9 protein-coding genes are annotated in these 12676 nt (G+C 68.8%); all 9 read right to left on the minus strand.

Going from position 1 to position 12676, the window contains the following annotated elements; genetic code table 11:
* Positions 1-12: 12 nt before the first annotated feature.
* The 9 genes from nuoN to nuoE are packed head-to-tail and all read right to left on the minus strand — an operon-like array spanning position 13 to position 12662.
* Entirely contained in the window at positions 13-1626 is a 1614-nt protein-coding gene (gene nuoN / locus FEK34_RS17055) for an NADH-quinone oxidoreductase subunit NuoN (RefSeq protein ID WP_138448789.1), read from the minus strand.
* Positions 1623-3245, minus strand: coding sequence for an NADH-quinone oxidoreductase subunit M (locus tag FEK34_RS17060; RefSeq protein ID WP_138448790.1), 1623 nt, complete (start codon positions 3243-3245; stop codon positions 1623-1625). The genes nuoN and FEK34_RS17060 overlap by 4 nt, the downstream gene beginning before the upstream one ends.
* Positions 3242-5128, minus strand: a complete 1887-nt coding sequence (gene nuoL, locus FEK34_RS17065; protein WP_138448791.1) for an NADH-quinone oxidoreductase subunit L — start codon at positions 5126-5128, stop codon at positions 3242-3244. The genes FEK34_RS17060 and nuoL overlap by 4 nt, the downstream gene beginning before the upstream one ends.
* A gap of 1 nt (position 5129) precedes the next feature.
* A complete protein-coding gene (gene nuoK, locus FEK34_RS17070; protein WP_036536861.1) occupies positions 5130-5429 on the minus strand; it encodes an NADH-quinone oxidoreductase subunit NuoK in 300 nt (99 codons plus the stop codon).
* The gene (locus FEK34_RS17075) at positions 5426-6292 is read right to left on the minus strand and encodes an NADH-quinone oxidoreductase subunit J (protein WP_138448792.1); all 867 of its coding nucleotides are present in this window, start codon (positions 6290-6292) and stop codon (positions 5426-5428) included. The genes nuoK and FEK34_RS17075 overlap by 4 nt, the downstream gene beginning before the upstream one ends.
* Positions 6289-8142: an NADH-quinone oxidoreductase subunit NuoH gene (gene nuoH / locus FEK34_RS17080; RefSeq protein ID WP_138448793.1), complete on the minus strand. Its 1854-nt coding sequence runs from the start codon at positions 8140-8142 to the stop codon at positions 6289-6291. Before nuoH ends, FEK34_RS17075 begins: the two co-directional genes overlap by 4 nt.
* Entirely contained in the window at positions 8135-10627 is a 2493-nt protein-coding gene (locus FEK34_RS17085; protein WP_138448794.1) for an NADH-quinone oxidoreductase subunit G, read from the minus strand. The genes nuoH and FEK34_RS17085 overlap by 8 nt, the downstream gene beginning before the upstream one ends.
* Positions 10624-11952, minus strand: coding sequence for an NADH-quinone oxidoreductase subunit NuoF (nuoF, locus tag FEK34_RS17090; protein ID WP_138448795.1), 1329 nt, complete (start codon positions 11950-11952; stop codon positions 10624-10626). Before nuoF ends, FEK34_RS17085 begins: the two co-directional genes overlap by 4 nt.
* Entirely contained in the window at positions 11949-12662 is a 714-nt protein-coding gene (nuoE, locus tag FEK34_RS17095) for an NADH-quinone oxidoreductase subunit NuoE (protein ID WP_138448796.1), read from the minus strand. The genes nuoF and nuoE overlap by 4 nt, the downstream gene beginning before the upstream one ends.
* Positions 12663-12676 lie beyond the last annotated feature (14 nt).

Below are 12676 nucleotides of genomic sequence, written 5' to 3' on the forward strand. Positions count from 1 at the left end.
GGCAACCGGTTGCTACCTGGCGAAATTCGCGGCGTCCGAGGCGAGATCCAGCAGCGGCTGGGGGAGAATGCCCAGCACGACGGTGACGACGACGGTGACGGCGATGACGCCGCCTGTCACCCTCGGTGCGGTGATCACCGGCGGGTCCGCGGGTGGGTCGGTGAAGAACATCAGCACGATCACCCGGATGTAGAAGAAGGCGGCGACGGCGCTGGCCAGCACACCGACGATGACCAGATAGCCGGCGTCGCCCTCGGCCGCGGCCTGGAAGACGGCGAACTTCGCGACGAACCCGCTGGTCAGTGGCAGACCGGCGAAGGAGAGCAACAGGAGTGCGAAACCGGAGGCGAGCCAGGGGGATCGGCGGCCGAGCCCGGCCCAGCGCTCCAGCGAGGTCGCTTCGTCGCCGGAGGCGTCGCGGACCAGGCTCACCAGGGCGAACGCACCGAGGGTGCTCAGGCCGTAGGTGAGCAGATAGAACAGCACCGACGACACCCCGGCGTCGTTGGCGGCCACCAGAGCCGTCAGCAGGAAACCCGCATGCGCCACCGACGAATAGGCCAGCATCCGTTTGACATCGGTCTGGGTGATAGCCATGACCGCACCGACGATCATGGTCGCCACGGCCACTGCGCCGAGCACCGGCCGCCAGTCATCGGCCAGCCCCGGCACCGCCACCTGCAGCACCCGCAGCAGCGCGCCGACGGCGGCGATCTTGGTGGCGGCGGCCATGAACGCCGTCACCGGCGTCGGGGCGCCCTGGTACACGTCGGGAATCCAGGACTGGAACGGCACCGCACCGATCTTGAACAGCAAGCCCACTGCTAGCATCGCCACCCCCAGCAGGGCGAGGGTGGCGTCACCGGAGTCGGCGGCGATCCCGTCGGCGATGCCGCCGAGCCGGACGGTGCCCGTCGCGCCGTAGAGCAGGGCGACCCCGTAGAGGAAGAACGCCGAGGAGAACGCGCCGAGCAGGAAGTATTTCAGCGCCGCCTCCTGCGAGAGCAGCCGCTTGCGCCGGGCCAGCCCGCACAGCAGATACAGCGGCAGCGATAGCACCTCGAGCGCGACGAACATGGTCAGCAGATCGTTCGAGGCCGGGAACAGCAGCAGCCCGCCCACCGCGAGCATCGTCAGCGGAAACACCTCGGTCGCCGTCACACCCGCGGCGGCCGCGGCCTTTTCGGCACCGCTGCCCGGCACCGCCGAAGCTTGCGGGGTGAACGCCTCGAGCTGCAACGCCGGGCGTGCCGCCGTACGCGACCAGGTGCCAGGACCCGAACGCGGCGTGGCGCGTTGACCGATGAACAGCACCCCGAGAATCGACACCACCAGCAGCGTGCCCTGCAGGAACAGCGTTACCCCGTCGACGGCGACGGCGCCGATCGCGGCTGTGGTCTGCGTGCCCGCGAGCGCGATCACCGCCACCAGCGCGGCGATCAACGCGGCCAGGGCCAGCGTCATATGGGTGGGGTAGCGCAACCGTCGCGGCACGAAGGCCTCGACCAGCACACCGATCACAGCCGCGCCGAACACGATCAGCATCGGCGAAAGCATGCCGTATTCGATGCTCGGGGCGGGGACGGTCGCCGCGAGGACGAGACCGGCGTCGAGGTCACCACTCATTTGTGCCCACCTCCGGTGGTCGCTGTGCCCGCCTCGGTCTGCGCCGGGGCCGACGGTTCGGGGTCGGAGATGCCGACCGTGGTGAGGGTCTGGGTGACCGCGGGATCGATGAAGTCGGTGACCGGTTTCGGATAGACCCCGAGCACGATCAGCGCGGCGATCAGCGGCGCCACCACCGCCAGCTCACGCGGCAGCAGATCGCGGATCCGTTCGTTGCCCTCGGTGACCGGGCCGGTCATCATCCGCTGGTACACCCACAGCACGTAGATCGCGGCCAGCACCAGCGCACCGGTGGCGACGATCGCCGCGACCTGATAGCGGCTGAACGTGCCGACCAGGACCAGGAATTCGCTGACGAACGGCGCCAGCCCCGGCAGCGACAACGTCGCCAGACCCGCGATGAGGAAGGTGCCGGCCAGCACCGGCGCGACCTTCTGCACTCCGCCGTAATCGGCGATGAGCCGCGTACCGCGCCGCGACACCAGGAACCCCGCGATCAGGAACAAGGCCGCGGTGGAGATGCCGTGGTTGACCATGTACAGCGTCGCCCCGGTCTGGGCCTGGCTGGTCAGCGCGAAGATGCCGAGGATGATGAACCCGAAATGCGAGATCGAGGTGTAGGCGATCAGCCGCATCACATCGGTCTGGCCGATCGCGACCAGCGCGCCGTAGATGATCGCGATCACCGCCAGCGTCACCAGCAGCGGCGCGTAGGTCTGAGTGGCGTCGGGGAACAGCAGCAGCCCGTAGCGCAGCATGCCGAACGTGCCGACCTTGTCCACCACGGCCATCATCAGCACCGCACTCGACGGCGTCGCCGCGACCGCGGCATCGGGCAGCCAGGTGTGCAGCGGCCACAGCGGCGCCTTCACCGCGAAGGCGAACATGAACCCGAGGAACAGGGCATTGAGCAAGGCCGGATCGGCGCCCAGCTCACCGGCGTTCGCCGCCGCGACCACGGTGCGGAAATCGAAGGTGCCCGCCGTCCCCTCGCCGAGGCCCTGCTGTGCGGTGAGCACATACAGCCCGATCACCGCCGCCAGCATGATGAGCCCGCCGAGGAGGTTGTAGAGCAGGAACTTCACCGCCGCCCGTGCGCGCCGCACCCGCACGGCCACATCGTCGGTGCGCGGGCCGAAACCGCCGATGAGGAAATACATCGGGATCAGCATCGCCTCGAAGAACACGTAGAACAGCAGAATGTCCAAGGCCAGGAACGACATCAGCACCATGGCCTCGACCAGCAGGGTCAGCGCCACATAGGTGTGCGCGACCCGCCGTCCGCTGCCGACCTCGCGCTCGTCGTTCCAGCCCGCCACGATGAGCAGCGGCACCAGCGCGGTGGTGAGCAACACCAGCACCAGCGCGATGCCGTCGACGCCGAGGGTGTAGCCGGCGCCGAAAGCCGGTATCCAGCTGTGTGATTCGACGAACTGGAACTGCTCACCGCCGGGCTCGAAACGGGTGGCGAGCAGGACGGCCACCACCAGCACCGCCACCGAGAACCCGAGCGCCACCCAGCGCGCGAGCACCCGCTGCGCGGCGGGCAAGAGCAGCACGACCACCGCACCCGCGACGGGCAGCAGCCACAGCGTGGTCAACCAGGGAAAATCAGTCACCAGATCCTCACCGCCAGCAGGGCGGCGGCCACCAGGGCCGCGCCGGTGAACATGGACAGCGCATACGAGCGCACGAAACCGGTTTGCACCCGCCGGATCCGGGCCGACAGGCCGCCGATGAGCGCGGCGGTGCTGTTGACCAGCCCATCGATGCCGCGGTTGTCGACGAAGACCAGCGAACGAGTCAGATGCTGTCCCGGCCGCATCAGTCCGGCCTCGTTGACCGCGTCGCCGTAGAGGTCCTTGCGGGCGGCGACGGTGAGCGCGGAGACCTGCTGCGGTGCGGTCTCCGGAATCGGACGGCGCGCGTACTGCTGATACGCGACCCCGACGCCGGCGGCGACGACCAGCAACGCCAGCGCCGTGATCACCGGAACCGGCAGTGCGGGCTCGCCGTGATGCGAACCGACCACCGGCTCCAGCCAGTTCTGCAACGCCGAACCCCACACCAGCAGCGCACCGGAGGCCACCGACCCGACCGCCAGCAGGATCATCGGACCGGTCATCACCGCCGGTGCCTCATGCGGATGGGTGTCGGGCTTCCAGCGGCGTTCGCCGAAGAACGTCATCAACATGACGCGGGTCATGTAGAAGGCGGTGAGCCCGGCGCCGAGCAGGGTCACCGCGCCGAGTGCCAGGCCTGCGGCCCCACCTTCGGCGAAGGCGGCCTCGATGATGCGGTCCTTGGAGAAGAACCCGGCGAACGGCGGCACGCCGATGATGGCCAGATAGCCCAGCCCGAAGGTCACGTAGGTGATCGGCAGCAGCGTGCGCAGCCCGCCGTAGCGGCGCATATCGGTCTCGTCGTCCATGGCGTGCATGACCGATCCGGCGCCGAGGAACAGCCCGGCCTTGAAGAAACCGTGGGTCAGCAGGTGCATGATCGCCACGGCGTAGCCCGCGGGCCCGAGGCCGACCGCGAGCACCATGTACCCGATCTGGCTCATGGTCGAGGCGGCCAGCGCCTTCTTGATGTCGTCTTTGGCGCAGCCGATGATCGCACCGAACAGCAGCGTCACCGCACCGACGAGCACCACCGCCAGTTGCGCGTTGGGCGCGAGATCGAAGACCGGGTTGGCGCGGGCGATCAGGTACACACCGGCGGTGACCATGGTGGCGGCGTGGATGAGTGCCGACACCGGAGTCGGGCCCTCCATGGCGTCACCGAGCCAGGACTGCAACGGCACCTGCGCCGACTTGCCGCAGGCGGCCAGCAGCAACAACAGCCCGATCGCGGTGAGCGTGGCTTCGCTCGCCTCGGGTGCGGCGCCGAAGACCTCGCTGAAACCGATGGACCCGAAGGTGGCGAACATGACGAACATCGCCAGCGCCAGCCCCATATCGCCGACCCGGTTGACCACGAACGCCTTCTTGGCCGCCGTTGCCGCCGAGGGCTTCTCCTGCCAGAACCCGATCAGCAGATACGACGCCAGGCCGACGCCTTCCCAGCCGAGGTAGAGCACCAGGAAGTTGTTCGCCAGCACCAGCACGAGCATGGCCGCCAGGAACAGGTTGAGGTAGGCGAAGAACCGCCTGCGCGCCGGATCGTGGCTCATATAGCCGACCGAGTAGATGTGGATCAGCGAGCCGACACCGGTGATCAGCAGGGCGAAGCACATCGACAGCTGGTCGAGTTGCAGTCCGAGGTCGATATTCAACCCGGTGACCGGAACCCAGTGGTAGAGATCCAGTTCGATGGGGCGGGCGGCATCATCGCGCCCGAGCATGGCGGCGAACGCGACGACCGCCACCGCGAAGGACGCCAGCGCGGTCAGGCAGCCGAGCAGATGACCCCAGGCGTCGGCGCGGCGCCCCATGAGCAGCAGGATGACGGCGCCGGCCAGGGGCAGGGCGGGCAGCAGCCACAGCGTTGCGGTATCCACGTCAGAACTTCAGCAGGTTGGCGTCGTCGACCGAGGTCGAGCGGCGGGCGCGGAAGATGGTCATGATGATCGCCAGGCCGACCACCACTTCGGCGGCGGCGACCACCATGGTGAAGAACGCGAAGACCTGACCGTCGAGGTTGGCGTGCATCCTGGCGAAGGTGACGAAGGCGAGATTCACCGCATTGAGCATCAGCTCGATGCACATGAACACCACGATGGCGTTGCGGCGCAGCAGCACACCGGCGGCGCCGATGGTGAACAGCAGCGCGGACAGGAACAGGTAGTTCTCGGGATTCACCGGCTCCCTTTCTCCTCGGAGGTGCGGGACTCGCCGCGCACCGGTTCGCTCGGTTCGGGCGTGGTGCCGACGGAGATGACGGCGGCCTCGGTCAGTGCCCGGGTGCGGCGGTGGCGCAGGATGGTCGACACCGACAGCTCTTCGAACGAACCGTCGGGCAGGCGCGCGGGGACGTCGACGGCGTTGTGCCTGGCGTACACCCCTGGCGTCGGTAGCGGTGTGGGCCTGGCGTGTTCGGGATCGCGGAAGCGGCGCCGCGACATCTCGCGCTGGCCGAGCTGCGGCCCGAACTTCTCCCGATGTGCCAGCACCATGGCGCCGATGGTGGCGGCGATCAGCAGCGCGCCGGTGAGTTCGAAGGCCCACACATAGCGGACGAAGATCAACTCGGCCAGCTCGCCGATGACGTCGCGGCCGGGGAATCCGGTGGCGGGGAAGGCGATTCCGGAATTGCGCACACCGTGCGAGATGCCCGTGATGAACAGCAACCCGAACCCGAGGCCGACCACCGCCGCCGCGATGCGCTGCCCGCGCAGAGTCTCACGCAGGGATTCGGCCGAATCCACGCCGACGAGCATGAGCACGAACAGGAACAGCATCATCACCGCGCCGGTGTACACCACGATCTGCACGACACCGAGGAACAGCGCGTCCTGCGCGATGTAGAACACGGCGAGCGCGATCATGGTGGCGGCCAGGCAGATCGCGGAATGCACGGCTTTGGCGGCGAAGACCATGCCGAGCGCGCCGATCACCGCCAGCGGTGCGAGGATCCAGAACTGTACCGCTTCGCCGGTGCCGGTGCGGGTGATCGGTTCCGCGGCCAGCGGCGCCGCCGCCGCGAGGTGGGTCATGACGGTCATCGAGTGCCTCCGTCCGCGCCGGTGCCCGCCGCCGCGGGGGAGCGTTCCGGTTCGGTGCCGTCGATGGCACCGGTGTAGTAGTCGGCCACCGTGGTACCGGGGCGCATGTCGTGCGGCGGTGCGGTCATGCCCGGTTCCAGCGGGGCGAGCAGCCGGTCCTTCTCATAGATCAGGTCGGCGCGGTTGTCGTCGGTCAGTTCGTAGTCGTTGGTCATCGTCAGCGCGCGCGTCGGGCAGGCCTCGATGCACAGGCCGCAGCCGATGCAGCGCAGGTAATTGATCTGATAGACGCGGCCGTAGCGTTCACCGGGGGAGTAGCGCTCGGTCTCGGTGTTGTCGGCGCCTTCGACGTAGATGGCGTCGGCCGGGCAGGCCCACGCGCACAACTCGCAGCCGATGCACTTCTCGAGTCCGTCGGCGTACCGGTTGAGCTGATGACGGCCGTGATAGCGGGCGGCGGTCGGCACCTTCTGTTCCGGATAGAACTCGGTGTTGGGCTTTTTGAACATGGTGGCCGCGGTGACGGCGAAACCGGCCAGCGGTTCGAACAGGCCACCCTCGGGCACGGTATGGGAGGGCCGCTCCGGCAAGGGCGGTGTCGGGAAGCCGAGGAAAACGCCGGTGCCACTGGTGGAACGGTCCTGGGCAGGCACCGGTTCCTCGACCTCGGGTGGTGCCCCCGGCGCACGGCCCGCCCGCAGGAACAGCCCGACCATCAGCCCACATACCAGCAGCCCGCCGATGACGAGAATCGGCGTCTGCACGTGGTAGCCCTCGAGTTCCAGGACCCGCGCGGTGGCCACCACCATCACCCACAGCAGCGAGACCGGGATCAGCAGCTTCCAGCCGAGGTTCATGAACTGGTCGTAGCGCAGCCGGGGCAGTGTGCCGCGCAGCCAGATGAACACGAACAGGAACGTCCACACCTTGAGCGTGAACCACAGCAGCGGCCACCAGCCCGAGTTCGCGCCCGACCACATGTTCAGCGGCCACGGCGCGGCCCAGCCACCCAGGAACAGGGTGGTGGCCAGCGCCGACACCGTCGCCATATTGATGTATTCGGCGAGCATGAACATGGCGAACTTGAGCGAGGAGTACTCGGTGTGGAAGCCGCCGACCAGCTCGCCCTCGGCTTCGGGCAGATCGAACGGTGCCCGGTTGGTCTCGCCGACCATGGACACGCAATAGATCAGAAACGACGGCAGCAACAAGAAGGCGTACCAGGTGCCGTGCTGGGCGGCCACGATGCCGGAGGTGGCCATGGTGCCGCCGAGCAGGAACACCGCGGCGAAGCACAGCGCCATGGCGATCTCGTAGGAGATGACCTGCGCAGTCGAGCGCAACCCACCCAGCAGCGGATACGTCGAACCCGAGGCCCAACCGGCCAGCACGATCCCGTAGACGCCGATGGAGGTGATGGCCAGGATGTAGAGCACACCGACCGGCAGATCGGTCAATTGCAGCGGCGTGGTGTGCCCGAAGATCGACACCTGCGGCCCGAACGGGATGACCGCGAAGGCCATGAACGCCGGGATGGCGGCGAGCACCGGCGCCAGGATGTAGATCGGTTTGTCGACGATGGCCGGGACGATGTCTTCCTTCAGGGCCATCTTCACCCCGTCGGCAATCGATTGCAGACTGCCGAACGGGCCGGTGCGGTTGGGGCCGATGCGCATCTGCATGCGGGCCACGATCTTGCGTTCGGCCAGTACCGCGATCATCGGCGTGAGCAGCAGGAACACGAAGACGGCGACGGCCTTCAGCAGCACCAGCCACAGCGGGTCGGTGCCGAAGCCCGCGGGCCCGTCCGCGGCTTGGGCGAGCACCACCGGACCGGACAGCTCATTCATGGCCTTCGACCTCCATTTCCAGCCCGGCCCGCCGCAACTGGACGACGCCGCCCGGGTGGGTCGCCAACGCGGTGTACACCGGGTGACCGGGTGCGTTGAGCGGCACCCACACCACCCGGTCGGGCATGTCGGTGACCACCAGGGGCAGGGTGAGCGCACCGTGTTCGGTGGCGACGGTGACCGGTTCGCCGTTCTCGGCACCGATTTCGGCGGCGGTGGCGGGCGAAAGCCGCAGCACCGCGGGGTGCGCGGTGCCTGCCAAGTTCGGTTCACCGTCCTGCATGCGTCCGGCGTCCAGCAGCATCCGCCAGCCGGCCAGCACCGCGGTGCCGGGGCCGGGGCGGGTCACCGGATGCGGCAGGTGCGCCGGTGCCGGGGCCGGGGCGCCATTCCAGGCGCCGAGTCCGGCGAGTTCGGCTCGGGCGGTCGCGACGTCGGGTAACCCGAGCGGTGTACCCATCTCGGCGGCCAGGGTGTGCAGCACCCGCAGATCCGACAGCGGCGCCGAGGTGCGCCGCACCGTGGACTCACCGAGCGCGGCCTCGAACGCGCGCGGCCTGCCCTCCCAATTCAGGAAGGTGCCCGCCTTCTCCATGGCCGAGGCCACGGGGAACACCACATCGGCGCAGTCGGTGACCTCGCTGCGGCGCAGTTCCAGACTCACCACGAACGGGGCGGCCCGCAGCGCGGCGAGCGCGGCCTTCGGGTCCGGCAGATCGGCGATCTCGACCCCACCGACGACGAGCGCGAGTCCGGCTGCCGCATCCAGGATTCCGGCCGTATCACGGCCGGCGGCGACCGGAATCTCACCACCCCAGACATCGTGCATCTGACGTCTGGCCTCGGGATCGCACACCGGACGGCCGCCGGGCAGCAGCCCCGGCAGCGCGCCGGCCTCGATCGCCCCGCGCTCACCGGCCCGCCGCGGCACCCAGGCCAGTGCGGCGCCGGTGTCGTCGGCCAGGCGCACGGCGGCCGACAACGCACCGGGGATTCCGGCCAGCCGCTCACCCACCATGATGACCGCGCCCGGCTGCCGCAGCAGCTGCGCGAGTTCGGCCAGCCGGATGGAATCGACAGTGGCACCGGTGCTTTCGCGGGCCTGCGCACCGCCGGTGCGGATCGCCTCGAACAGGTTCGGTTCGGCGCCGGGGACGGTCGGCAATAGGGTCGCCGACATCCGCTGCACCCCGCGGGAGGCATAGGCCGCCATCGAATAGACCGGCAGGCCGCGCTTGCGGGCGGCCTTACGCAATCGCAGATAGACGATGGGCGATTCTTCCTCCGGTTCGACACCGGCCAGCAGCACCACCGGCGCGGCTTCGAGATCGTCGTAACCGACGGTCAGGCCCTGCCCGGCGACGCGCGCGGCGAGGAAATCGGCTTCCTCGGCCGAATGGACGCGGGCACGCAGGTCGATGTCGTTGGTACCGAGCACCAGGCGCGCGAACTTGGCGTAGGCGTAAGCGTCTTCCATGGTGACCCGGCCGCCCACCAGGACACCGGTGTTCGATATCGCCGCGGCCAATCCGCGCGCGGCCACGGCCAGCGCATGCGACCACGACGCGGGCGCGAGCTCGCCGTCGGGCCCGCGCACCAGCGGGGTGGTCAGCCGATCCGGTTCGGTGGCGTACGCGAAAGCCCACCGGCCCTTGTCACAGTTCCATTCCTCGTTGACCTGCGGGTCGTCACCAGCGAGGCGGCGCAGCACCTTGCCGCGCCGGTGATCGGTGCGCTGGGCGCAGCCGGAGGCACAGTGCTCGCAGACATTCGGGCTCGACACCAGGTCGAACGGCCGGGCCCGGAACCGGTAGCTGGTGCCGGTGAGCGCGCCGACCGGGCAGATCTGCACGGTGTTGCCGGAGAAATAGGAGTCGAGTGGTTCGGCCTGTGCGGTGCCCACCTGTTGCAGGGCGCCGCGGTCGAGCAGCTCGATGAACGGATCGCCGGCGATCTGCTGGGAGAAGCGGGTGCATCGGGCGCACAGCACGCACCGCTCCCGGTCCAGCAGCACCGCCGTGGACAGCGGAATCGGTTTGGGAAAGGTGCGTTTCACCCCGTCGAAGCGCGATTCGGCCGAGCCGGTGGACATGGCCTGGTTCTGCAGCGGGCATTCACCGCCCTTGTCGCAGACGGGGCAGTCCAGCGGATGATTGATCAGCAGCAGCTCCATCACTCCGCGCTGCGCCTTCTCCGCCGCGGTCGAGCTGAGCTGGGTGTGGGCGACCATGCCGTCGGACACGGCCATGGTGCACGATGCCACCGGTTTGCGCTGTCCGTCGACCTCCACCAGGCATTGACGGCAGGCGCCGACCGGCTCGAGCAGCGGATGGTCGCAGAAGCGGGGGATCTGGATGCCGATCAGTTCGGCGGCGCGGATGAGCAGGGTGCCCGCGGGCACGCTGACGGTGGTGCCGTCGATGGTGACGCTGACGAGGTCGGCGGGCACCATGTCGCTGGTGTCGGTGCGCACGGTCGCGGTCATCGGATCACCTCTCGGGTATCGCTGTCGGCCCAGGCGGTGCTGCGCGCCGGATCGAACGGGCAGCCGCCGCGGCGCAGATGCTCGGCGTATTCGTCGCGGAAGTAGGTCAGCGAGGACACGATCGGGCTGGCCGCGCCGTCGCCGAGCGCGCAGAAGGATTTGCCGTTGATGCTGTCGCAGATGTCGAGCAGCTTGTCCAGATCGGCCGCGGTGCCCCGGCCTGCCTCCAGCCGGGTGAGCAGCTGCACCAGCCAATAGGTGCCTTCACGGCAGGGTGTGCATTTGCCGCAGGATTCGTGGGCGTAGAACTCGGTCCAGCGCAGCACCGCACGCACCACGCAGGTGGTGTCGTCGAAGATCTGCAAGGCCTTGGTGCCGAGCATCGATCCGGCCGCGGCGACGTTCTCGTAGTCGAGGGGGACGTCCAGATGCTCGGCGGTGAACAGCGGAGTCGACGAGCCGCCGGGCGTCCAGAACTTCAGCTCGTGCCCGGCCCGCACGCCCCCCGCGTAACCGAGCAGCTCGCGCAAAGTCACTCCGAGCGGCGCTTCGTACTGGCCGGGCCTGGTCACATGCCCCGACAGCGAATACAGCGTGAACCCGGGCGATTTCTCGCTGCCCATGGACCGGAACCAGGCGATCCCGTTGCGGATGATCGGCGGGACGCTGGCGATGGATTCGACATTGTTGACCACGGTCGGGCAGGCGTACAGCCCGGCGACGGCCGGGAACGGCGGACGCAACCGCGGCTGGCCGCGCCTGCCCTCGAGCGAGTCGAGCAGCGCGGTCTCCTCACCGCAGATGTAGGCGCCGGCCCCGGCGTGCACGATGAGCTCCAGGTCGTAACCGGAGCCGAGGATGTCGCGGCCGAGCAACCCGGCCGCGTAGGCTTCGGCGACCGCGGCCTGCAACCTGCGCAGCACCGGAACCACTTCGCCACGCACATAGATGAAGGCGTGCCCGGCGCGGATGGCGTAGGCGGCGATGATGACGCCCTCGATCAGCGCGTGCGGAGTGGCGAGCATCAGCGGAATGTCTTTGCAGGTGCCCGGTTCGGACTCGTCGGCGTTGACGACCAGATAATGCGGTTTCATCGTGCCGTCGGGTTCGGGGCCCTGCGGGATGAAACTCCACTTCATGCCGGTGGGGAAGCCCGCGCCGCCGCGCCCGCGCAGGCCTGCGTCCTTGACGGTGCTGATGACCTGATCGGGTGACATCCCGAGCGCGATGCGCAGCGCCTGATAGCCGTCATGGCTGCGGTAGGTGTCCAGGGTCCACGAATGCGGATCTTCCCAATGGCGGGTGAGTACCGGGGTGAGTGTCACTGCTGCCCACCCTCCGGATGCACGGCGGGGGCTTGCATGCCTTGCTCGCGTGCGGTGTGCAGTCCGGCCAGGGTGGCCGGGCCGGGAATGCCGTCCAGGACGCCGGGACGCTCATCGGGGAAGCCGGCGAGGATGCGGGCGGTTTCCCGGAAGGTGCACAGCGGCGCCCCGCGAGTCGGGGTGACCTGCGCGCCCGACCGCAGCGAATCCACCAGCGCGCGCGCCGACTCCGGGGTCTGGTTGTCGAAGAACTCCCAGTTCACCATGATCACCGGCGCGAAATCGCAGGCGGCGTTGCATTCGATGTGTTCGAGGGTGATGGCGCCGTCGTCGGTGGTCTCACCGTGCGCGATCCCGAGGTGTTCGCGCAGCGCGGCCAGGATGGCGTCGCCGCCCATCACCGCGCACAGGGTGTTGGTGCACACGCCCACGTGATAATCGCCGGTCGGGGTGCGCCGGTACATCGAATAGAACGTCGCCACCGCGGTGACCTCGGCCGCGGTCAAACCCAGTTGCTCGGCACAGAATTCGATGCCGGTCCCGGAGACGTGGCCCTCCTCGGACTGCACCAGATGCAGCAGCGGCAGCAGCGCCGAACGCGGATGCGGATAGCGCGCGATGATCTGCGCCGCGTCGGCGGCCAGCCGCGCGTGCACCTCGGCCGGGTAGGGCGCGGGCTTGGTGGTCAGCCGCAACAGGATCTCGGTCATCGGGCCTCCTTCGC

Origin of the sequence: Nocardia cyriacigeorgica (assembly GCF_005863245.1) — a bacterium.
Lineage (GTDB): Bacteria > Actinomycetota > Actinomycetes > Mycobacteriales > Mycobacteriaceae > Nocardia > Nocardia cyriacigeorgica_C.